General features: G+C 51.7%; 23 protein-coding genes. 7 read left to right on the plus strand and 16 right to left on the minus strand.

Translation table 11 applies throughout. From position 1 onward, the window contains the following. The first annotated feature begins 48 nt into the window (after nucleotides 1-48). A complete protein-coding gene (locus VFT64_09860; GenBank protein ID HEU5048132.1) occupies nucleotides 49-213 on the plus strand; it encodes a hypothetical protein in 165 nt (54 codons plus the stop codon). A 111-nt stretch (nucleotides 214-324) separates the two neighbouring features. After that, nucleotides 325-1,110: a hypothetical protein gene (locus tag VFT64_09865; GenBank protein ID HEU5048133.1), complete on the plus strand. Its 786-nt coding sequence runs from the start codon at nucleotides 325-327 to the stop codon at nucleotides 1,108-1,110. 4 nt (nucleotides 1,111-1,114) lie between these two features. On the opposite strand, the gene VFT64_09870 is transcribed toward VFT64_09865, so the two are convergent. From VFT64_09870 to VFT64_09915, 10 genes are all read right to left on the minus strand, one after another. Next, nucleotides 1,115-1,444, minus strand: coding sequence for a 4a-hydroxytetrahydrobiopterin dehydratase (locus tag VFT64_09870; protein HEU5048134.1), 330 nt, complete (start codon nucleotides 1,442-1,444; stop codon nucleotides 1,115-1,117). Further along, nucleotides 1,444-2,664: an ABC transporter permease gene (locus tag VFT64_09875; protein ID HEU5048135.1), complete on the minus strand. Its 1,221-nt coding sequence runs from the start codon at nucleotides 2,662-2,664 to the stop codon at nucleotides 1,444-1,446. The genes VFT64_09870 and VFT64_09875 overlap by 1 nt, the downstream gene beginning before the upstream one ends. Next, nucleotides 2,661-3,299, minus strand: coding sequence for an ATP-binding cassette domain-containing protein (locus tag VFT64_09880; protein HEU5048136.1), 639 nt, complete (start codon nucleotides 3,297-3,299; stop codon nucleotides 2,661-2,663). Before VFT64_09880 ends, VFT64_09875 begins: the two co-directional genes overlap by 4 nt. Nucleotides 3,300-3,537: 238 nt before the next feature. Beyond that, nucleotides 3,538-4,356, minus strand: coding sequence for a hypothetical protein (locus VFT64_09885; protein ID HEU5048137.1), 819 nt, complete (start codon nucleotides 4,354-4,356; stop codon nucleotides 3,538-3,540). A gap of 89 nt (nucleotides 4,357-4,445) precedes the next feature. Further along, complete coding sequence (locus tag VFT64_09890; protein ID HEU5048138.1) at nucleotides 4,446-5,051, minus strand: helix-turn-helix transcriptional regulator; 606 nt, start codon at nucleotides 5,049-5,051, stop codon at nucleotides 4,446-4,448. 102 nt (nucleotides 5,052-5,153) lie between these two features. Next, entirely contained in the window at nucleotides 5,154-7,433 is a 2,280-nt protein-coding gene (gene ptsP / locus VFT64_09895) for a phosphoenolpyruvate--protein phosphotransferase (protein HEU5048139.1), read from the minus strand. A 124-nt stretch (nucleotides 7,434-7,557) separates the two neighbouring features. Continuing rightward, nucleotides 7,558-8,187 carry a 2OG-Fe(II) oxygenase gene (locus tag VFT64_09900; protein ID HEU5048140.1) on the minus strand — a complete coding sequence of 210 codons (630 nt, stop codon included), beginning with the start codon at nucleotides 8,185-8,187 and terminating at the stop codon, nucleotides 7,558-7,560. Then, nucleotides 8,184-9,059: a branched-chain amino acid aminotransferase gene (locus VFT64_09905; protein ID HEU5048141.1), complete on the minus strand. Its 876-nt coding sequence runs from the start codon at nucleotides 9,057-9,059 to the stop codon at nucleotides 8,184-8,186. The genes VFT64_09900 and VFT64_09905 overlap by 4 nt, the downstream gene beginning before the upstream one ends. Nucleotides 9,060-9,082: 23 nt before the next feature. Continuing rightward, nucleotides 9,083-9,853: a peptidoglycan editing factor PgeF gene (gene pgeF / locus VFT64_09910; protein HEU5048142.1), complete on the minus strand. Its 771-nt coding sequence runs from the start codon at nucleotides 9,851-9,853 to the stop codon at nucleotides 9,083-9,085. A 67-nt stretch (nucleotides 9,854-9,920) separates the two neighbouring features. Further along, the gene (locus tag VFT64_09915; protein ID HEU5048143.1) at nucleotides 9,921-10,658 is read right to left on the minus strand and encodes a hypothetical protein; all 738 of its coding nucleotides are present in this window, start codon (nucleotides 10,656-10,658) and stop codon (nucleotides 9,921-9,923) included. Nucleotides 10,659-10,818: 160 nt separating this feature from the next. On the opposite strand from VFT64_09915, the gene VFT64_09920 reads away from it, so the two are divergent. Beyond that, nucleotides 10,819-12,249: an NAD(P)-dependent oxidoreductase gene (locus tag VFT64_09920; GenBank protein HEU5048144.1), complete on the plus strand. Its 1,431-nt coding sequence runs from the start codon at nucleotides 10,819-10,821 to the stop codon at nucleotides 12,247-12,249. 27 nt (nucleotides 12,250-12,276) lie between these two features. Here VFT64_09920 and VFT64_09925 read toward each other — a convergent pair whose 3' ends face one another. The 3 genes from VFT64_09925 to efp form a co-directional block, all read right to left on the minus strand. Further along, nucleotides 12,277-13,542, minus strand: a complete 1,266-nt coding sequence (locus VFT64_09925; protein ID HEU5048145.1) for a hypothetical protein — start codon at nucleotides 13,540-13,542, stop codon at nucleotides 12,277-12,279. Between the two features lie 188 nt (nucleotides 13,543-13,730). Further along, nucleotides 13,731-14,510 (minus strand): inositol monophosphatase family protein, encoded by a 780-nt coding sequence (locus VFT64_09930; protein HEU5048146.1) that lies wholly within the window; start codon nucleotides 14,508-14,510, stop codon nucleotides 13,731-13,733. Then, nucleotides 14,510-15,073 carry an elongation factor P gene (efp, locus tag VFT64_09935; GenBank protein ID HEU5048147.1) on the minus strand — a complete coding sequence of 188 codons (564 nt, stop codon included), beginning with the start codon at nucleotides 15,071-15,073 and terminating at the stop codon, nucleotides 14,510-14,512. Before efp ends, VFT64_09930 begins: the two co-directional genes overlap by 1 nt. Nucleotides 15,074-15,165: 92 nt before the next feature. Here efp and VFT64_09940 point away from each other — a divergent pair, with 92 nt between their 5' ends. Then, complete coding sequence (locus VFT64_09940) at nucleotides 15,166-15,888, plus strand: gamma-glutamyl-gamma-aminobutyrate hydrolase family protein (GenBank protein ID HEU5048148.1); 723 nt, start codon at nucleotides 15,166-15,168, stop codon at nucleotides 15,886-15,888. Between the two features lie 55 nt (nucleotides 15,889-15,943). Here the strand turns inward: VFT64_09940 and VFT64_09945 are convergent, their stop codons facing one another. After that, complete coding sequence (locus VFT64_09945) at nucleotides 15,944-16,435, minus strand: hypothetical protein (protein ID HEU5048149.1); 492 nt, start codon at nucleotides 16,433-16,435, stop codon at nucleotides 15,944-15,946. A gap of 336 nt (nucleotides 16,436-16,771) precedes the next feature. Here VFT64_09945 and tldD point away from each other — a divergent pair, with 336 nt between their 5' ends. From tldD to VFT64_09960, 3 genes are read left to right on the plus strand one after another with little or no spacing between them, the layout of a single operon-like run. Further along, complete coding sequence (gene tldD / locus VFT64_09950) at nucleotides 16,772-18,211, plus strand: metalloprotease TldD (GenBank protein ID HEU5048150.1); 1,440 nt, start codon at nucleotides 16,772-16,774, stop codon at nucleotides 18,209-18,211. 13 nt (nucleotides 18,212-18,224) lie between these two features. Then, nucleotides 18,225-19,253, plus strand: coding sequence for a hypothetical protein (locus tag VFT64_09955; GenBank protein HEU5048151.1), 1,029 nt, complete (start codon nucleotides 18,225-18,227; stop codon nucleotides 19,251-19,253). A 22-nt stretch (nucleotides 19,254-19,275) separates the two neighbouring features. Beyond that, the gene (locus VFT64_09960) at nucleotides 19,276-20,097 is read left to right on the plus strand and encodes a hypothetical protein (protein ID HEU5048152.1); all 822 of its coding nucleotides are present in this window, start codon (nucleotides 19,276-19,278) and stop codon (nucleotides 20,095-20,097) included. Nucleotides 20,098-20,123: 26 nt separating this feature from the next. On the opposite strand, the gene VFT64_09965 is transcribed toward VFT64_09960, so the two are convergent. After that, nucleotides 20,124-20,603 (minus strand): glycine zipper 2TM domain-containing protein, encoded by a 480-nt coding sequence (locus VFT64_09965; GenBank protein ID HEU5048153.1) that lies wholly within the window; start codon nucleotides 20,601-20,603, stop codon nucleotides 20,124-20,126. Then, entirely contained in the window at nucleotides 20,600-21,163 is a 564-nt protein-coding gene (locus VFT64_09970) for a hypothetical protein (GenBank protein HEU5048154.1), read from the minus strand. Before VFT64_09970 ends, VFT64_09965 begins: the two co-directional genes overlap by 4 nt. Nucleotides 21,164-21,228 lie beyond the last annotated feature (65 nt).

Below are 21,228 nucleotides of genomic sequence, written 5' to 3' on the forward strand. Positions count from 1 at the left end.
TTTATGATAGTAGGTTGAAGAAAAATAAACCGGGAGTGAGAGACATTTATGACGAAGAAAAATGCGCTGGCCATAACCTTGCTGCTGTTGCTGCTGTCCGCATGCGCCAGGCCGTATGCCGACCTCAGAAGCCCCTGCGTGGGGATTGAAGGCAGCCCCTGTGCCCGCCACCCGGTGAACGACTGGTGGATGAAGGACAAGCAGGACAGCTAGTTCCTTCAGGCAGATATGCATCATGCTGCTCGGCCAACGCCTGAAATGTAGAAAATTTCAAGAAATTGTGATTAGCTGGAATAGCATTAACAGGTTCGGGTGTTGGGGGTTATGGCGGCACGTCGCATAAAATTGATTCCGGTGACAATGCTGGCGGCCTTTCTCTTGTTGGGCCTGAAAGTCGGAGAAACCTTGCGCGATGGTCGCAGGATCGCCCTTTCGTTTGAAGAAGCGCATGCGCAGCAGGCTCAGCCTCCCGCAACTCCACCTGCCACCCCTGCTCCTGCCGCTCCCGCTGCCCCAGCCGGTGAAAATAAAACCGCACCCGCGCCCGCGGCAGGCGGTGAAGGAAAAGCCGCCCCTGCGGAAGGCGCTGGCAATACGAATGAAGCAGCCGAAGAAGAATCTGCCAAGCATGAATTCTCCCAGGTAGAGATCGACCTGTTGCAGAGCCTCGCCAAACGCAGGCAGGAACTGGATGAATGGGCAAAACAGGTCCAGTTGCGCCAGAACATGCTCAATGCCGTCGAGGAACGTATCGACGAAAAGACGGAAAAGCTGGAAAAGATGAAGCAGGAAGTGGAAACACTGCTGGCAAAATATAACGAACAGGAAGATACGAAGATCCGCAGCCTCGTTAAAATCTATGAAAGCATGAAACCTAAAGATGCCGCACGCATCTTTGAAGAACTGGATATGCCCGTGCTGCTGATGGTAGTGGACAAGATGTCGGAGCGTAAGGTCGCCGGAATCCTGGCCAATATGTCCCCCGGCAAGGCCAAGGATGTGACCATCCAACTCGCCGAACAGCGCAAACTGCAGCGCAACCGCGTTGGCGCGGCACTGTCACCCAACGCTCCCGCACCGGCAGCCCCGCCCGCGCAAGGCGGCAGGTAATTTTCTAATTTAACGCGTTGATCTTTGCCGCAAGAATAAAATCATTCTCGTGCAGCCCGTTTATCGCATGGGTCTGCAACCGGAGATTCACATACCCCCATCCAAACGCAATATCCGGATGATGCCCCTCCTGCTCCGCCACCTCTCCCACTTTCTGCACGAAGGCAAGCGCCTGCTTAAAGTTCGTGAATGTATAAGAACGCAGTAGCCATTTACCGTTCGCATCCAGCGCCCATCCCGGCACTTGCTGCAGCAATGCACGCGCTTGTGCGACAGGAAGCGAAGGCAGATCGCCACGACACGCAATGCATGTTTTGTTTTGCAGTTCCATCATTAAGCTCCCCGGGAAATCGCTTCCGCCACATTGACACGGTACGCCATAAAGGCAGGAATAGCCGAAGCCAGCACGCTGCTGGCCACAGCAGCCAGTGCTCCCATCAACTCGTAACCGTTGAACCAGCTCCCTGCCAGGGTGATATGCTGAGTCGCCTCGATCCAGTGCCGGATGCAGAATGTCAGTATATGCCCGAGCACGAGGCCGCTCAGCGTCCCTGCGATACCAAGCGCCATTCCCTCCATCATGACATACGCGAACACTTTGCTGCGCGTTGCCCCAAGCACACGTAACAAGGCAATGTCATATTGCCGGTCGCTCACCGCATTGAACAATGCCATGAAAAAGCCGATAGCGGCAATAATCACCAGTGCCGCGCCGAATATACGGATCGCTTCCCCACCGACACCGAGCATCCTGCTCAGATGCAGCATCTCAAAAGCGGGGCTTGCAGCCTGCATCGTATTGCTGTGGTTGACAAGCTGGGGTAACACCGCCGCTGCCAACGGAGATTTATACGTCAGCAGCAATGCCGTAATCTGTTTATCCTCATGCACCACCTCCTCTTCATCCGTATCCTTATGGCCGGAATGGTGATGGCGGACCGAATGCGGCTGGGGATGCCATGTGCCCGGCACGCTGGTAAGCACAAGCCGGTCAATCACGGAATCCGTAGGCGCGAGGATGCCGGTCACCTCATACGGAAATTCTGCCTGTCCGTCACCGTCGATGATACCACGCTCGGCTTTCAACGTCTGCCCGACCTTGAGATGCATCGCCCGCGCCACATCGCTGCCGATCACGGCTTGCATATTCTGATTCCAGTATGCGCCAGAAGCGAGTTTCGCTCCATAATGCTGCGGATAATCTGGTGTCGTGCCCACAACCCGAAATCCCTGATAATTATCCCCTAACGCAATCGGAATCGACGAAGCCACCAGTGAATTCTTTTCTATCTTCTTTGCCTCTTCCAGATCGATATTTCCTACCGGCATATCAAGGTGGAAAATCGTGGAAAGAATCAGCTGCACAGGACTGCCCTTCGCGCCGATAACGAGATCGAACCCGGCAAGATCACGGTCAAAGCGCCGCTGCACCTGATCGCTGATATGGGCAACCGTAACGATGATGGCAACGCCGAATGCGAGCACCAGAATATTGAAAATGTTGCCCACCCGGTTATAGCGTAAACTGGCAAGGCTTAGCCTGACGATGTTCATGGGGCCTTCTCAAAATGAATAACGTTGCGAAAATGCGGCTTCACACGGCTATCATGCGTTGCAATCATGAGCGCGGCGCCTGTTTCCTCCGCCAGTTCACGGATGATTTCCAGAACCGTTTCGCAGTTCGCATCGTCCAGGCTTGCCGTCGGTTCGTCCGCCAGCAGCAGTCTCGGCATATGCATCACGGCTCTTGCGATCGCAACGCGCTGCGCCTGCCCGCGGCTGATCTGGGACGGCAGGTAATCCCTGCGCTCATAAATACCAAGCTTATTCAGTACATGCGTAATATACTGCATATTGGGCGGCATGTTCACCGCATAGCAGGCCAGCATCAGGTTTTCCATCACCGTGAGCGACGGCATAAGCTGCAACGTCTGAAAAATGACTCCAAGATTGACCCCGCGGAAACGATCCATCTCCGCTTCCTTGAGCCGCGTGATGTCGATACGATCGATAATAATGCTGCCGCTCAGCACGGGCACCAGCCCCGCAATAGCATAGAGCAGTGTCGTCTTCCCGCCGCCGGAAGAACCGGTTACAAGGCACTCGCCACGCTCCGGCAGGTCCAGGCTCGGTATCATCAGTATGGGTTTATTCCCATAACCGATCGATAAATTATCAATCTTCAGCACACATGATCCTATGTATTACTGTTTCAATATATCGGCGGCAATGCCGCGCGTTCCGTCGCGCTTTTGGAACGTACTGCAGGCATGATGTCATTAACACGCTAATCGCGCCTGCAACACTCACCGGCAGGCAGCACCGATTGAAAAGACGGAAGGCGCACTATAGGCAAGAACGTATACACGTTCAATACCATATTGGTTACGGAAGGAGAAAAAAACGCGAAAAGCAAAAACGGCTATTCTACCTGGACATACCGTGATTTTCTGCCTCATGCACATGAGTGCCATGCTCATGATGCCCAAAAGCCTCATTGACTCCGCGCGCGACCCGCTCTTCACGATGCTGGAACCGGTAAGGTACAGTGGCGCGGGCTCCCAGCAGCAGCGCATTGCTGACAACCGTGCCGAATATCTTGCCTGCGTAAAGCGTTTTGCGATTGGCAGTGCTGCCCATTTTTTTCTGCACCTCAACATTAGTCGCGGCGGACAACGTATTCCAGGTCATAACATCGCCCAGATGATTCATCTCATAATTATATAACTCTTCCTGCTTCGTCTGCGCCTCCGGTCCCAACGGATCAAGATTATGCTCGAGCGCCCAACTGCGCGCACCACGTTCTGCGCCCTTACGAAAATACCACCCCATCGTCGGCTCAGCGACTTTGCGAATTCCATTCGCCACCCACGGTGCGTAATGATGAACAGCAGCAGTCAGCGGGACGGCCGTCAAATCGCCTATGACTTCTCCGCTGAACCAATGCTTGACGTTCTGGACAAAACTGGGCTTATGCGCATGTTCATGACCGGGGCCATGGTGATCGTGAGACTCAAAGATACCGTTAAGCCATTTGGGAAGTTTATCGCTCTGAACGCGCTGCTGTATCCAGGCACCAACGAATGGCTGGATCAAAGAATCAGTAAAAAGACAGGATATGGCATGGTTAAGCGGATACAGCATATCCCTCAGCCACGAGTGCTTCTCGGGCTCCGGCTGCACCTGTGTTTCAGGCGCTTGTATATGAACGCTGCTTTCCTCTTCCGCCATCAACGTTACTTTCACGCATTACGTGTAATATTATATCAATCATAGCGGAATCAGGCAGCACAGTAAAGAAAACTACGCCCTGTCACAAAAACTTAACAGATCGATTATTCATCATTATCAGATGGTTCAGCAGGAGGCACCGGAGCAGCGTCTGCCGGAACAGTAAGGTTGAATACCTCCGGCGGCTTCATATCAGGCAACTGTATAGCGGCATTCAACTCAATAAAGCATCCGGATTGTTCACTATCCAGGCATGATGCCCACGCATCCGGTAAAGCCGGGACTTCATTATCCAATTTTGTTTCGACCGTCTTGTCAGGAACAGCGGCTTTTTCATAAATTCCGAAATACCAGTAACCGTAAACAGCCGCTATGCCCAGTATCCCGAACCAGACGATATTGCGTGAAGGAAGCTGTTGATGGGTATGCGCAGTGGGAACAAAAAATTTCTGGGAGTGATGTCCGCCGAACAGCTTTTCATAAGCTGCCACCACTTCATCCGCATTCAGCCGCAGATATTCGGCATAATTTTTGACATAGCCTCGTATATAAGCTTTGCCGGGCAGTCCGCTTAAATCGCCTTTTTCCAGATCATGAAGATATTTCGGCCGTATATGCAGGTCACGGGCAGCCTGTTCGACGGTCACTTTCAGGCTCTCGCGGACATCCCGCAGATAACGCCCTATATCAACATAATCATCGGCTTGCATAGTCTCACGAACAGGTAGGGGGAACACAGTAATATCTACACTGTTTTCCGCGATCACGCCAGAGAAAGCATTGTCATTAGGAGGAGATTTTTTGTGCCAAAATCAGATAGTGATCTGATGGTCGCGTGCATACTCTTCCAGCATTCTGCGAATGCTCGGCTCAGAGGAAGCGCACAGCATGTCTATATACTTTGTCAGTTCTGCAACATCAAGACTACGTACCATGGTTTTGACCGGACCGACAGCGGAAGGAGGCATGGAAAAAGCTCGCAATCCTACACCGATCAGGGCCATCGCTTCCAGTGGCTTGCTGGCCATTTCCCCGCAGAATCCTGCTTCGACACCCGCCTTGTTGCATTCTTCCAGAATATTACGGACAATCAGCAGCACTTCCGGCGCAAGCGTATCGTAGCGGTCGGATACACGCTGGCTTCCGCGGTCACAGGCAAAAATAAACTGCAGCAGGTCGTTACTGCCGATAGAGATGAAATCAACACGCTTCATGAGCGCCGGCAGCTGCCATAAGATCGCAGGCACTTCAATCATGGTTCCCACGCGAATCTTCCTGGGCAACGTTATGCCATCGGATTGCGCGCGCGCCAATTCCAGGTCGATCAGCTTGCGCGCTTCGTCGATCTCATTAACCTGCGTGATAAACGGCAGCATCACGTTAAGCTGACGGTCCGCCGCCGCATGGATCAGTGCGCGGAACTGGCGGCGCAGAATGGCAGGACGATCCAGGCCGATACGCGTAGCACGCCAGCCCAGAGCCGGATTCTCTTCACCGTCAATGGGGAAATAAGGCAGCTGCTTATCGCCACCAATGTCGAATGTGCGGAATATCACTTTCTTATCGCCCGCCTGGCGCAGAATCTTGGAATAGACACGCGCCTGCGATTTCACATCCGGCATGGACGGGGAAATCAGGTAAGGAAGCTCGGTCCGGTAAAGACCGATACCGTCTACATCATCCGCCTGCAGATGTTTAACATCCACAAACAGTCCGGCATTGATATTAAGCGAAACCTTCACTCCATCCTGCGATATTGGCAGCAGGTTCTGCTGTGCCGCATAAGCCTGCGTACGCATTTCATTGGAGCGTATATGCTCGGAAACGGTACGCTCGATACTATCGTTCGGGCGCAGATAGACTTCGCCATTATCCCCATCCACGATGACGGGATCGCCCGACTGAATAAGCCCGTAAGCCCCCGCGACTTTACCGACGACAGGAATTTCCATCGCACGCGCAATAATCACGATATGCGATGTCGCAGCCCCATCTTCCAGAATAATACCTTTGAGCCGTTTGCGCCCATATTCCAGCAACTCTGCCGGACCGAGGGTGCGCGCCACCAGTATGAACCGGGCGGGCAGATGCTGGGGCCCTTGTATACGGTTCTCACCGGAGAGATGCTGTAGCAGACGGTTGGAAACATCCTCAAGATCATGAATACGGTCGCGGATATATTCGCTCGAGACAAGATTCATGCGCTCGGTCATTTCTTCCTGCGCCTTGACGACCGCAGATTCCGCTGTCAATCCCCCATTGATGGCTTCGGCAATCCTGCTGATCCACCCTTTGTCATGAGCGAACATGCGATAAGCTTCCATAATATCGCGATGCTCACCGCCTTCTTCCAGCCCCGCTTGGTAAATAAGCTTATCGATAGAATCCTGCAATGAATCCAGCGCCGCCTGCAAACGCTGGTATTCTCGCGCCGGGTCTTCCGAAAGCGCAATCTTTACCTCAATGCGCTTGCGGTGCAGCACGGCAACGCCGCGTGCAAGACCGGGAGCAAATTTGAGTCCCACGAAATGTTGGGAGAACAAGGTGGTGCTGCTGCCTTCGCGCAGCTCCGATTTGCTTACGAGTTTCCCGGACTGGTTCAACTCCGCAAGCACCATGGCCACGGTCTGCAGCACCTCGATCTGGTCGTCGGAAAAATTCTTTTCCTGCTTGTCCTGCACTACGAGTACGCCTACGACTTTTCCGCTCTGCAGAATCGGCACGCCGACAAAGGCGTTATACATTTCTTCCCCCGTTTCCGGGCGGTAGACGAATTTGGGATGGTGCTGGGCATCGGCCAGATTAACCGGGATGGCAGTGGCTGCGATATCGCCGACCAGACCTTCCCCCACCTGCAGGCGCGTCAGATGCACCGAAGACGGATTGAGGCCGACATTGGCAAACAGTTCGAGCACATCCCCTGCCCGTAGCAAATATACAGAACACACGTCGCAAGCCATCTCGCTTGCAATCACACGTACGATTGCGTCCAGCCTGTCCTGGGCCGAAGCCGGGGATGCCATAACGTCGCGAATCTGGCGAAGCAAAACAAGCGGGGACGATTCAGTCTCTTTTTTCACAGTTCGTGGCATAATGTTCCGTTTTGCTGCGGTGCAATATAAGTCTATTGGCAAACCACCAACCCATTATATCAAAAAAAATCGGAATGGGAACCACGGAATTCCCATAGCGCACTGAACAAAGAACTGAGCTCTATCAATATTCCGATTTACTGGCGAATCCGAGCCGCTTGAAAGCGGCTGAAAGTTTGTGGCGCCCGACATTCTTGGCCAACGCAAAATCCGAGCTCAGCCAGTTGAACATAATGGAACGGCGCTGCCCTTCAAATTTATTATGGCCGTGCCAGGAATTTTCCGTACGCTTAAAACCGATAATGCTGCCCGCTTCAGGCGGCACTTCCGTAATCATATTATCCAGATTTTCACTATCCCTGAGCAGACGCAGCCTGCCGCCCGAAGCATCCCAGCTTTCATTCAGATAAAGCAGGCATGTGGCGATTTTATCCTTAGAGTCGTTATGGATGCGCCCGTCCTTGAGCTGGCACTGTCCGCGTACGGAAATCATCAGCGGCTTATCCGCCAGTTTCATGCCGAATTTTTCCCCCACGATCTCGGCGACCTCACGGCTCTGAATCGCATCGATCAGCTTTTTAAAAGCCGGACCGTATTCCAGATCGGAGATATAGAACACGCCCGGTTTGGTGATATTCGGGAAATCGGCGCTAATGGCCTTCATATCCTGCGAATCGATCAGCCCGCGCCCGACAAAGTGCGGAAACGGCTCGGTTTCAGCTTTGATATTCCGAAGCGCTTCCAGGTTAATCATGGCTTGCGCACCAGATCGCTGTAATCCTGCATCAGCTGCTTGGCAATCGGCCCAACCGTGAATTTATAGTCGCCGACAACACCCACCGGGGAGACCTCTGCTGCAGTGCCGCATAAAAAGACTTCGGAAGCATTTGCAAGCTCTTCCGGCTTAATCTGACGCTCAACGACTTTAATGCCGCGCGCCTTGGCCAGGTCGATAATGGTGCGGCGTGTAATTCCGTCCAGGAAACAATCCGGCACCGGCGTATGCAGTTCACCGTTGAATACCAGAAACACATTCGCGCCCGTCGCTTCGGCGATAAGGCCGCGATAATCCAGCATCAGCGCATCTTCATAGCCCTCTTTTTCCGCCGCATGCTTGCTAAGCGTACAGATCATGTAAAGCCCTGCCGCTTTGCTCGCCGTGGGAGCCGTATTCGGGGCCGGGCGCGCCCATTTGGAGATTTGCAGGCGCAGGCCGCGTTCCTTGGCTTCATTGGAGAAATAGCTGGGCCAGCTCCACGCCGCCACCGCCACATGGATTTTATTGTGCTGGGCGGAAACCGCCATCATTTCGCTGCCGCGCCATGCAACCGGACGCACATAACCGTTTTCAATACCGTTCTTGGCAACGACTTCTTTCGTGACAGCATCGAGCTGCGCAACGGAATAAGGCAGATCAAACCCCAGGATCTTCGCAGAGTTTGCCAGACGCTCCGTATGCTCGGTCAGCTTGAATACTTTACCGTTATAAACGCGCTCGCCTTCAAATACGCAGCTGGCATAATGCAATCCGTGATTCAACACATGCACTTTGGCGTCACGCCATTCCATCATTTTGCCGTTATACCAGATAAATCCGTCGCGATCGTCAAAAGGCACTATTTGCATGTCAGTCATTTCCGTATAAGTAGTTAAGGTTTCAGCATAATAGCTGAAATTTGTCTTCCGTAATCCGTTTCGCCGCGATGCGTTGCACGGCGGAAACTGAAGAACGCATCTTCTTCGATATACGTATCGTTTTCAAGCATATTTATATTGCCGATCCCGGTTTGTTTCAGCGTGTCGCGAACAAATGTTTTCAGATCGAACAGCCAGTGTTTTTCCTGCCGGGAGGGTATAAAATACACCTTATAGCCTGCGTCCCTCTGCAGAAAACGATCCCGAAACTCATCCCCTACCTCATAGGAGGGTTGGGCGATCGCCGGCCCGATGGCACAGGCAATGGCTTCACGCTTCGCCCCAAGCGCGATCATGGCTTCAATCGTATTCTGCAATACTCCGGAGAATGCGCCTTTCCAGCCGGAATGCGCAGCCCCTATCACACCGCGTTCTGCATCCGCAAACAGCACAGGCACGCAATCCGCCGTCAGGATGCCCAGCGCCACGCCCGGTCGGTTCGTCACCATGGCATCTCCTTGCGGCCTACCGCTGTTCTCCCAGCTTTCCGCAACGGTCACAACATCTGCGCTATGTATCTGCATGAGGCTGCACAGATGTTTTTCCTGCGTCCCAAGCGCGGCTGCAACCCTGCGCCTGTTTTCAATCACATGCCCGGCATTATCCGCTGATCCGAGACCGCAATTAAGCGATGCATAAACACCTTCGCTCGCACCTGCGTTGCGAGTAAAGAAACCATGCGCCAGCTCTGGCGCAGCGGACAAATTGGACGCGGTAAGAAACATAAGGGAAATATACACGAGATAATGCTGCAAACAACCAGATTATGGAGCTAGAAGGAAGACGGTAAATCTAGCGCACCGCAACCGGAGAAGAGTCCTGAGCCTTAACCTGCTCGACATGGCTGGCGGGTGCCGGCGGCATTTTCCGGTCGCTCTGACCGACCTTGGAGGCAAACTTACTGGATGGCGTGTGCACACCGGCCTGTTCGGCATTTTTTATCTCTTTTGACGCAAGATACTCATCATAAGTGATGCCGTTGCGTTCATCATTTTCCAGCAGGACGGCCAGCTCACGTTTGAGGGCTTCCCTACTTTCCATGCCAAGCTTCTCGCTGGCCCTGTGCGGGGGATGCTTGGTGCGTTCCGAGAATGCGCTTCTGACTTCTGAGATTCTGATATTGCGCGTAAGCGAAGCCATCGCTCCCATATAGGAAAGCGTTCCCACCACAAATCCTGTGAATGCCACCGCTGCGGTCTTGACTGCACTTTTGTCGGAAAAATGTTTCTTCGGCACCAGCGACATTCCTACCACAGCGGCTGCCGTAGCCGCAGTGCCGATCTGGCCTGCTTTTTTATAGATTTGGTTATTCTGCTCGACCAGTGCGTCTGACCGGTTCACCAGATCGGAATAATGCTCTTTCATCAATGTGTCGGGATCAATGCCATGATCTTTGAAATATTCTTTCTGCCTGTCCTGAGATTCAATAAGGTGATCGATGGCGCTGCCGTGTTTCTTGACAAGCGCAGCCAGGTCCATCGTATCGCCTTGGGTAGGCGGGTTCGCATTTTTCTCAGGCAATTCAGCCATTTAGAAACTCCATCCCCTAAACAGGCATTATTCAGCACTATTTATCCATGTTCACTATAACAATTTTCTGTTACAGAATTATTACATTTTCCATTTTTTTGGTAAAAAATATCGCAGGATATTAAGAGGCTCTTGAAAAGCCTTCAGGCATTGGGGATTTATGAACAAATTAGTGCAGTTTCCATCCATTACGCAAGCCTACCCCGCAAAATCCTCTCCGGAAGCACGCAAGCATAATTTTAAGGAAATATACAATCCTTTCAACCCCAAAGAAGCTTCCGCGCAGGCATCGCGCTGCTCGCAGTGCGGCGTTCCCTTTTGCCAGGTTCACTGTCCGCTTGGCAATAATATACCAGACTGGCTGAAACTCGTGGCTGAAGGCAGAATGCAGGAAGCCTATCAGGTTTCCTCCGCTACCAACACCTTTCCTGAAATATGCGGCCGCATCTGCCCGCAAGACCGTTTATGCGAAGGTAACTGCGTCATTGAAAAAGGCTATGAATCCGTCACGATTGGCGCGGTGGAGAAACATATCACAGAAAATGCCTTCGCAGAAGGCTGGGTCAAGCCCCCTCTTCCGGCACAGGAAAACGGTCTTTCTATCGGCATCATCGGCGCGGGCCCTGCCGGGCTTGCAGCCGCAGAGCTCCTGCGGCGCAAAGGTTACGAAGTTCATATCTATGATCGTTACGACCGTGCAGGCGGCCTGATGATATACGGCATCCCGGAATTCAAACTCGAAAAACATGTCGTCAAGCGCCGGCACGCTTTGTTCGAGCAGGCAGGAATAAAGTTCCATTTCAACTGCGAAATCGGCCGCAATATCAACCTGAACGAATTAAGAAGCCATCACTCCGCCATCCTTATCGCCACAGGCGTATACAAAGCCCGTACGGCGGAAACTCCAGGCTCAGACCTTCCCGGAATTTTGCCCGCGCTGACCTATCTCACGGCCAGCAATAAAGCCTGCCTTGGCGATGAAGCGGTAGAGCTCGAAAACGGACATTTGAATGCAGCGGGAAAGCAAGTTGTGGTGATCGGCGGCGGCGATACCGCCATGGACTGCGTACGCACCGCCGTACGGCAGGGAGCTACCAAAGTCACCTGCCTGTACCGCCGCGACCGGGAGAATATGCCGGGCAGCAGGCGCGAAGTGAAGAACGCAGAGGAAGAAGGCGTGGAATTTCGCTGGCTTTCGCTTCCTAAAGCCTTCGTTGGGAAAGAGAAAATAGAAGCCGTTACCGCTGTGCAAACCCGCATGGGCGCAACCGACGCTTCAGGCCGCGCCGCGCCCGAAGAAGTTCCCGGCTCAGAACTCACCCTGCAAGCTGATATGGTGATTAACGCGCTGGGTTTTGAAGCCGAAGACCTGCCCCATGCCTTTGGGGAGCCTGAATTAAAAATCTCGCGAAATGGCACGCTAGCTGTGGAAGAAAAAACCCTGATGACCTCCCTACCCGGCATTTTCGCCGCCGGAGACATTGTCCGCGGTGCTTCGCTCGTCGTCTGGGCCATTAAGGATGGCAGGGATGCTGCGGAAGCGATAGGCAAATGGATAGCATCCAAGCAGAGCAAGATTACTACACAGTAGAATTATTTAGAATAGCGATAACAGGCACTACCGAGCGAATTGGGATTCGGAAGGAGAAGAAGGAGTCTCAGCCTGCCTCCTCGCATGTCTGGCAGTATGCTTGCCATCTTTTTCCCGAGTGTTTTCTTTGAATTGTATTTCTAGCCGCGCCACATACTCCTCCGGCTTAAAATCTCTGTCTTCTAAATTGCAGACGCTGATTTTCTGATTACCTTCTGCAAGATTTCTCGCATATGTATTAATAGCGCCTCCTCTTACACCGATTGCAATACCGGTTAGATACCCTCTTCGGAGTATACGGCTTCCTCCCGCCTCATCAATCTCAGCCTGCAAAGTGTCACGATTATGCTTAATGGCGTCTTGCAAAGCCTGAGGAAGTCTATGATGGGGAATCGTACCTTTCCCCACATACTCTAACGCCACTTCAAGCAATTCCTTCTTGAACTCATCCGTATATTTACCTTGCTGCTCAAGCCATAAGATAGCCGCATCAGGTCTTTTCTCATTGGAAAAGATTTCTTTCAGAATCCTGTCGACACTGGTGTGATTGGCCGTTTCCCTTTGCGATGCCCGTCCTATGGCAAATTCACGAGGAAATCTATCACGTAACAATTTAATATATTCATCGGAGGGGACATCTGGCGGCGGAACCGGAGGGATATCCTTTTTAGGATCTTTATTGAACATATGTGAGAAGGCGACATAAAGCGCTGAGGTTTGGTTAAGGTTTGTATTCAGCATGTCCTCTCGTGCTTTGCAGATTGCATCGTGATTATCTCCCGGAACACTCTGAAGACTGTGTAATTGCGCCCCCTTCTCTGCCATTTCGCATTCAAGTTTGGTAAACAGGTTGGCAAACTTGAAGAAATCCTCTGTGGTAACGATGCCGTACTTCTCCAAGACTTCAAATGTTTCCGGAAAGTGCGCGCCGCAACCATTAGATTCAAGAGCCCGCTTGGTTAATTGCGAATAATCTCCACCGGCTTTCTCCAACTCCGCCAATAACTCTTCCGGAGATAATCTGCCTATATAATCGTTAAGCCCATAGCCGAGAAACTTGCATGAAGCAAGACAAGCGGAAATTAATTCCCGTGATTGCCCAAGATGTTCTTTTTTACTATCAGCATCTCTCAGGCTACTGCGAAACCGGGACACTACGCTCTTAGGGCTTATCTGACTATTGGCAACCACACCTGTGATAAGTACAGGCAGACGCACGCTTGAATTAGGTTGCCAGCTCATATTGGCACATGCATTTTGTATTGCAGTTGCCAATCTGCCATCTCTATCCATATTACATTCTTTCCGCACATATAGTTTATAAAAATTAACTATAATACAGAAAGTTTAAATAATGATTAATGACAAAAAATAATATATTACAACATATTAGATAGCATATCCACAACTAAGGGTTTGCGCTTTTGTAAACACAAGCACCCTATGCGAGTAAAATCACAATAGATTAAGAGTAAGCCTTGCTAACCCGCCAGCGAAGCGGCGATCTTGCTGTGGATATGCGGGTTGGAGACGAACAGCATTTTCTTATCTTCGTCGCTGCTCTCGGTAATCTTGCCGCCCGCTTCACGCACGAGCAGTTTACCTGCCGCAACATCCCAATGTTTCCAGGAGACAAAGCATGCACCGTCATAACGCCCGGCCGCTACATAGGCGAGATCGAGCGCCGTGGAACCGGTCGCACGCAGACCGAACGGATTGGAAGCTAGCGCCGTATAAACTTTTGCAGCATGCGGAGTGCGCGGCGGCGTAAACGTTGCTATCAGACATGTATCCAGTTCCATACGTCCGGAAACGGAAAGGCGCTGGTCGTTCATCGTCGCGCCCTGATAGAGCTCCGCGCAGAACAGCTCGTTCTGGATCGGGTCGTAAATCACGCCCGCCTGTGTTTCGAACTGGCCGTTGGCAAGCTTCTTTTCATACGCGATGGAAATGCAGAAATACGGCACCGCATGGATGAAATTATGCGTACCGTCGATCGGGTCGATCACAAAGCGCTGCGAGGGATCGCTGCCTTCAATGCTGCCGCCTTCTTCCATGACGAAGCTGAACGCAGGGCGCGCTTTGGAAAGCTCCTGATGCAGGATCTTCTCCGAACGGTTATCCGCATTCGTTGCAAAGTTCGCGATGCTCTTGCGTGAGACCTGCAGCTTGTCCAGCTCGCCAAAATCGCGCAGCACGGATTTACCGGCTTTCAGGGCAGCAGAAGTCATCACATTGAGTATCGCGGAACGTGGGGGCATTATTTCGCTCTTTCTACGTAAGCAACATCACGGGTGTTAACAACGATACGGGTACCGGTTTCGATAAACGGAGGCACCATCACGCGCGCGCCGTTTTCCAGCTTCGCGGGCTTATAGGAGGAAGAAGCGGTCTGGCCTTTAACGACCGGTTCCGTTTCCACGATTTCCATGATCACGGTTTCCGGCAGGGCCACGCTCAGCGCTTCGCCTTCATAGGATTCGATCATGACATTCATATTTTCCTGCAAGAAAGCGATGGACTCGCCCACCAGTTCCTTGTTCAGGTGAATCTGTTCATAGTTTTCATTGTTCATGAACACAAGCATATCGCCTTCATCGTAGAGATACTGATGCTCTTTCTGCTCAAGCTGCACACGCTCAACCTTCTCGTCGGAGCCGAAACGATAGTTCGTCTTCGTACCGGTCTTGATGTCCTTCATTTCCACCTGGTTGAAGGCGCGCAGGTTACCCGGAGTGCCGATCTTGATGTTGGTCACAAGCACGAGCCTGTTGTTATATTCCAGCACCATACCCGGGCGGATGGCAGAGCCGTCAATTTTCATATGATATCCTCTTTAGTAACCCATTTTTTAGTCGCGCAAGTTATCAGATTACAATATAAAAGCAACGGCTTTACAAACCAGGGAGTCTATTTATGGGAAAAACCGCGCCGGTCATAGGGTTTACACTCGATTTCGAGGAGGCGGGCGGCTATTCTAAAATGCCCTGGTACGCGATCCGTGAGAACTATATGAGCGCCGTCAGCGCTTTCGGGGCCATTCCCCTGCCCCTGCCTCATGAATTGGAACTGGTTCCCCAATATCTTGATATAATTGACGGATTGATCGTCACCGGCGGCGCGTTCGATGTCCCGCCAGAAATGTACGGCGAGAAAACCGTCCACGAAAAAGTCACCACCAAAAACCGCCGCACTGCCTTTGAAAAAGGCATGACCGAAGGCATGCTCGCGCGCAAGAAACCGATTCTCGGCATCTGCGGCGGCGAGCAGCTGCTGAACGTGATCCTGGGCGGCAGGCTGATCCAGCATATCCCGGACAGCATCCCGAACGCGCTCGCCCACGAACAGCCCAATCCGCGCACGGAAGCAGGTCACACCGTTTCCATCAAACCGGGCACGCTGCTGCATAAAATTATTGGCAAAGACGAAATCCCCGTCAACAGCGCCCATCATCAGGCCGTGGCCACTGTCGGCGAAGGCGTTGTAATTAACTCTACTGCACCGGACGGCGTGATCGAAGGCATTGAATACCCTGCCCATCCTTTCTGCCTCGGCGTGGAATGGCACCCGGAATACCATATCAGCCCTGCGGATACGGCCATATTCAAAGCCTTTGTGGAAGCTTGTAAAAACACATAGCATGCTTGTCACTCCTGTAGGCAGAGGCAAACATGACACTCGTGAAGCAATTAAATCACCGTTGAAGCTGATTCAGCAACTCTTCGTACGGCATCGGAGTAAGATTTATACGTTCACATGATACATTAAAATAACGGTTATCATCCGGCATCTCACCTTGATGCATATGACCGTGAATATTAAACTTGCACTGATATAGCTGTGCTGGATGAACCGGTATGTGTGATAGCAGAAATAATGGTTCTTGATAGCGTACCATACCGAATACCCGTTCAAAATACTTTGCATATTCTGCTGGTTTCCTCATATCGTGATTGCCAAGAATAAGATGCTTTTTACCGTTCAGACGTCCCGCTATGGCAATACTCCCCACAGCAAAGTCACCAATATGCCAGACAATATCCGTTTTTCCTACCACACCATTCCAACGCCTAACCAACTCTTCGTCATGTTCTTCTATACTGGAAAATGGCCGATGCACCGGATGGTATTCACAAATAGTTTTATCCCCGAAGTGCGTATCACTTATAAAAAAGGTGTCATTCATAATTCAGACTCATTGAAATACTCATCGAATTAAAAATTTTCTGTAGCATATAGGAAATGTATTACAGTTCAATGACAGCGCTGAAAATATTACGGTTTATATTGAACTAAGCCACCCAATTACTGGTTTTTGTAACCAACAGTCCCTGATACCACTAAACAGCGAAGTTCGACTATTCCGCTTACCTGAAGCTTGTAAAGGTAACATAAAAAACATATAATGCGCGTTCATTAACAATGACTGGAAGGCCGTCGGCAGACAGCCTCTTTAGTCGCAAAATGTTAGGTTCATCGCAAAGGCTAACAGGCCATAGCGGGAACAATCAAAAGGATTCTCATGACCGACATAGCCCTACTCGACGATCTGTTTTTCACCCGCACCGGCATGGACAAAAAGCGCGTCGGCAAGCTGACCGGTGAAACGCTGCGCGGCATGGATGACGGCGAGCTTTTTCTGGAATACTCGCAGTCGGAAAGCTTTGTCTTCGATGACGGGCAATTGAAGAATGCAAGCTTCAATACGGATCAGGGATTCGGCCTGCGCTCGGTGCTGGGCGAAGCCACGGGGTATGCCCATGCGGCGGATTTGAGCGAAGCGGCCATCAAACGCGCCGCTGAAACCGTACGTGCGGTCAATTACGGTCAGAAAAATGTAGTAGCGGAACATACCCCGCCCTTCGGCACGAATCAGGCTTTATATACGGATGTCAACCCGCTCGCACAGGTGCCGTTCGCCCAGAAGATCGGTGTGCTGCAGGAGATTGATGCGTATTTGCGCGGCAAGGACCCGCGCGTGCATCAGGTTTCCGTGTCCCTGCTCGGTTCATGGCAGGCTGTGCAGATCATGAAAGCAGACGGCAGCGTAGCCGGAGATATCCGCCCGCTCGTACGCCTCAATATCAGTGTCGTAGCCAAAGACGGCGACCGTATGGAAACCGGCTCACACGGTGCAGGCGCTCGCACTTCATACGCCGATTATATCACGCCCGACCGCTGGCAGGCACAGGCCGACAAAGCGCTCAAACAGGCGCTCACGAATCTCGAATCGCGCCCTGCTCCCGCAGGCGAAATGCCGGTCATTATCGGCAATGCATGGTGCGGTGTGCTGCTGCATGAAGCTGTGGGCCACGGACTGGAAGGTGATTTCAACCGCAAGAAAACCTCCGCATTCTCCGGTCTCATTGGCAAACAGGTCGCCGCCAAAGGTATTACTGTCGTGGATGATGGCACGCTCACAGACCGGCGCGGCTCGCTCTCCATCGATGATGAAGGCACTCCGACCAGCCGCACGGTACTGATCGAGGACGGTATCCTGACCGGCTACATGCAGGACAGGCTGAATGCAAGACTCATGGGCATGAAAGCCACTGGCAACGGCAGGCGCGAAAGCTATGCCTGCCAGCCCATGCCGCGCATGACTAACACCTACATGCTCGGCGGCAACGCGAAAGTGGATGACATGATCAGCTCCGTCAAACGCGGGCTATATGCGGTGAATTTCGGCGGCGGCCAGGTGGATATCACCTCCGGCAAATTCGTTTTCTCGGCTTCCGAAGCGTATATGATCGAGAACGGCAAGATCGCCTATCCCGTCAAGGGCGCAACGCTCATCGGCAACGGCCCGGACATCCTGACCAAGGTCAGCGCCATCGGTGACGATATGAGTCTTGATGACGGTGTCGGCACCTGTGGCAAGGCAGGACAAGGCGTTCCTGTCGGCGTCGGCCAGCCCAGCGTATTGATCGACCGCATGACAGTCGGTGGAACGGAAGTTTAAACAGGAATTCATTATGCGCAAAACCGCCCGCCCGCTTCTCTCCCTTTGTATGAGTCTGCTGGCGGGACTGCCGCTTTCTGCGCATGCAGCATGTACCGTAAACGATAAGCTGGTGAATAGCTGCAGGCCGTGGTTCGCCGTCGCAGCCGGGGGTTACACCGAAGCGCCCAACGGTACTAAAGGCCAGATCACCTATTTCGAGCAGCGCGCAGGTAGACAGGTGGATATCGTCCATACCTATCACCGCCCGAACAAGGATGCACTGACGGAAGACGAACTCTATTTCATCAACCGCCCCAACACCTATCTTGCGACCACCTGGAAACCGGCCAAGCTTTGGCAGGATGCAGGCGGCAGCAATGCGGAAACCAACGCCCATATCGACCATATGGCGCAAAGCATCAAAGCAGTCGCGCCGAAGAAAATATTTCTGACTGTATTTCACGAACCGGAAAATGATGTCACCGGTGGCGGCACCAACTGCCCCGCTAACATTTATAAAGGTAAAGCAGGCACGCCTGAGGAATACCGCGCAATGTGGCGCAATATCCGTAACCGTTTCGACGCGCAGCATGTGACGAACGTTGTCTGGGTGATGAACTATATGGGCTTCAAAAAGTGGGATTGTCTTGTGGATGATCTCTGGCCCGGCAATGACCTCGTAGATTGGGTAGTATGGGACCCATATGAACATCAGCATGCGCAGTGGCCCGAAAGTCCCATGCGGCTCTATAATTTCCTGACGCAGCACAGCAATGCGCAGCATGATTATCTGAGCAAACCCTGGGGCATCATGGAAACCGGTGTCATAGGTCCGCAGACACTTGCTGTTCAGCAATACGCCGATATGAAAGCATCACTGGACAATAACACGATGCCACGCCTGAAGATGCTGGCAATCTGGGATGATTACACCGCCAACAGCAAGGACATCCGTCTCGGCTACGACTCCGAAACGCACCAGCCCGACACGGTAAAGCAAAAAGCGTTCAATGCCTACTTTAACGATCCGCGCTTTACCGATACGTTCTATGAAAAATAATAAGATGGTTTAAATCATTACTATGTTGCCACACATTATTGTCGCGATCGTTAATAATATTGTTAACTTCGTATTGGCTATCGTCTTAGGGCTAATTGGCCTTGGAGTATATTCTGTAATAGCAGCACTACTACACTTTCCTATACCTCAGGGACATCAACAGCTAATGCAAGATCCTGCTTATCTGCATAATGCTCACTACATACTTTTCTTATCCATATGCCTGTCTACAACCATTGTCGGATGTATTCCCGGTCACCGGCGAATCATTGAGGGCGCGCTATCCTCTCTGGTTTTTCTAGCTATTTATTACGGTCATCTTATCGGAGCAGAGCAAGACTCACCCATATTGGAATTCATCGTATTCAATAGCTTGCCATTCTTCGGAATGTTGGGAGCCTATCTAAGACGGCATGCTGATTTTTCCATATTACGTTCCTGGCCTGGAGCATTCGGGGCTTTTATCGTTACACATTATTTTGTGACAGTAGTAGGCATGCTATGTGTGCTTATAATACCAAGCCAGATAGTAACAGAGCTAAGTGCTGCTCAGCTATTTGCAACCTGTCTGGCCATATTGGCAGCCACGACGATAATGCCAAAAGCACTACGCCCCAAAGCATTGAAAGTCTTTATGGCATTAGCAATGCTTTTTACAATCGTTCCCATCGTTTATCATATAACCATCTCCAAATACCGCCCTACCGATCTTCTTAATATGGTAGCCAGTATTTGGGGATGCTATTTCGCCTACAGCAAAGCGCATAGGGGAACTTTGCTCGGCAATCAAAACAAAGGAAGCAATATCACTGCTTCCGACTTGCCCTTGCCTGCCGCAGACTGATTCGCAGGATGTTATTGTGCCTACTTTTACTTCGCAGTATCTGGAATAATGCGTGCCTGCTCACCATACAGCACCAGCACATGCTGGCCAACTGCAAGCGGCGTATCCTGCTTCTGCGCAAGCGTGATCAGATCGCCGTTTGACTTCTGCAGAACATATTCATACGCCGTGGTTTTGCTCGCCTCATGCTGGATCACTGCACCCGCAGCGGCTCCCACCAGCGCACCGCCAACGGCAGCCAGTGCGCTTCCACCGCCCTGCCCTATCTGTGCACCGGCCACTCCGCCAGCTACGCCACCAACACCGGCACCAAGGCCCAGCGCAGGATCGCTTACATTCACCTGTCGGAAAGATTTCACCACAGCACGGTCCACTTTGCCGACCTGCTGCATGCCGGAAGCGTTATAGCTATCAGGCGAGTAATCATTGCACCCTGTAAGAAAGCAGGCTGCACATGTCGCTGCCATCAATCCACGAAAAATTTTGGAACCTGTATTATAAATCATACTCCCTCCTTTTTAGCGGCTGAGGCATGCACCGGCGCTGCCTTCGTGCCTTTACGTAATTCTTTAACAACTTTGATGATAGTTTCGCGCGCTTCCTTTGCTGCCACTGCAGTGGTAGTCGGCCCAAGTGCAAATTGAATCACTCCTCTCTCATCATAGGCAAGGAACTTGAGAAGCGGTGTCCCGCCAACATCATAGACCCTGCACCACGTATATAATGCATCATTTGCAAGAGGCCATACCGCAGCATAATATACGCCACATTTCATAGCGATATCCGCTTTCTCATGCGAATCTTCCACTACCTTATAACCAAAATTCGTCAGCTGGCTGACCATACTTGGTTTGGCAACGCTTAACATTTCCTGACTGCTTTTCGATGGCTTATCATCCGCTACCGGATCAACGCCAGGCTTCGTAAACGGAGCGGCAATATAGACTTTCTGTAAATAAATCGCATCGATATTAGCCGGAACATCAGCAGCGGACTTCCCTTCTTCATAAGGAGAAACACACCCGGCCAACAGCATCAGCCCCAAAACAGGCAAAATCTTCTTCATCAGGCACTCGTATAAATATTACATTCAAAATAATAAATAACCTATAAATAAAACATGGCAATGAA

Source organism: Rickettsiales bacterium, assembly GCA_035765535.1.
Taxonomy (GTDB): Bacteria; Pseudomonadota; Alphaproteobacteria; order Rickettsiales; family JABCZZ01; genus JABCZZ01.

Coding starts and splice junctions, on each gene's coding strand:
- VFT64_09860 (HEU5048132.1), top strand. CDS start 49: ATGACGAAGAAAAATGCGCTGGCCATAACCTTGCTGCTGTTGCTGCTG.
- VFT64_09865 (HEU5048133.1), top strand. CDS start 325: ATGGCGGCACGTCGCATAAAATTGATTCCGGTGACAATGCTGGCGGCC.
- VFT64_09870 (HEU5048134.1), bottom strand. CDS start 1,444: ATGATGGAACTGCAAAACAAAACATGCATTGCGTGTCGTGGCGATCTG.
- VFT64_09875 (HEU5048135.1), bottom strand. CDS start 2,664: ATGAACATCGTCAGGCTAAGCCTTGCCAGTTTACGCTATAACCGGGTG.
- VFT64_09890 (HEU5048138.1), bottom strand. CDS start 5,051: ATGCAAGCCGATGATTATGTTGATATAGGGCGTTATCTGCGGGATGTC.
- ptsP (HEU5048139.1), bottom strand. CDS start 7,433: ATGCCACGAACTGTGAAAAAAGAGACTGAATCGTCCCCGCTTGTTTTG.
- VFT64_09900 (HEU5048140.1), bottom strand. CDS start 8,187: ATGATTAACCTGGAAGCGCTTCGGAATATCAAAGCTGAAACCGAGCCG.
- VFT64_09905 (HEU5048141.1), bottom strand. CDS start 9,059: ATGCAAATAGTGCCTTTTGACGATCGCGACGGATTTATCTGGTATAAC.
- pgeF (HEU5048142.1), bottom strand. CDS start 9,853: ATGTTTCTTACCGCGTCCAATTTGTCCGCTGCGCCAGAGCTGGCGCAT.
- VFT64_09915 (HEU5048143.1), bottom strand. CDS start 10,658: ATGGCTGAATTGCCTGAGAAAAATGCGAACCCGCCTACCCAAGGCGAT.
- VFT64_09920 (HEU5048144.1), top strand. CDS start 10,819: ATGAACAAATTAGTGCAGTTTCCATCCATTACGCAAGCCTACCCCGCA.
- VFT64_09925 (HEU5048145.1), bottom strand. CDS start 13,542: ATGGATAGAGATGGCAGATTGGCAACTGCAATACAAAATGCATGTGCC.
- VFT64_09930 (HEU5048146.1), bottom strand. CDS start 14,510: ATGCCCCCACGTTCCGCGATACTCAATGTGATGACTTCTGCTGCCCTG.
- efp (HEU5048147.1), bottom strand. CDS start 15,073: ATGAAAATTGACGGCTCTGCCATCCGCCCGGGTATGGTGCTGGAATAT.
- VFT64_09940 (HEU5048148.1), top strand. CDS start 15,166: ATGGGAAAAACCGCGCCGGTCATAGGGTTTACACTCGATTTCGAGGAG.
- VFT64_09945 (HEU5048149.1), bottom strand. CDS start 16,435: ATGAATGACACCTTTTTTATAAGTGATACGCACTTCGGGGATAAAACT.
- tldD (HEU5048150.1), top strand. CDS start 16,772: ATGACCGACATAGCCCTACTCGACGATCTGTTTTTCACCCGCACCGGC.
- VFT64_09955 (HEU5048151.1), top strand. CDS start 18,225: ATGCGCAAAACCGCCCGCCCGCTTCTCTCCCTTTGTATGAGTCTGCTG.
- VFT64_09960 (HEU5048152.1), top strand. CDS start 19,276: ATGTTGCCACACATTATTGTCGCGATCGTTAATAATATTGTTAACTTC.
- VFT64_09965 (HEU5048153.1), bottom strand. CDS start 20,603: ATGATTTATAATACAGGTTCCAAAATTTTTCGTGGATTGATGGCAGCG.
- VFT64_09970 (HEU5048154.1), bottom strand. CDS start 21,163: ATGAAGAAGATTTTGCCTGTTTTGGGGCTGATGCTGTTGGCCGGGTGT.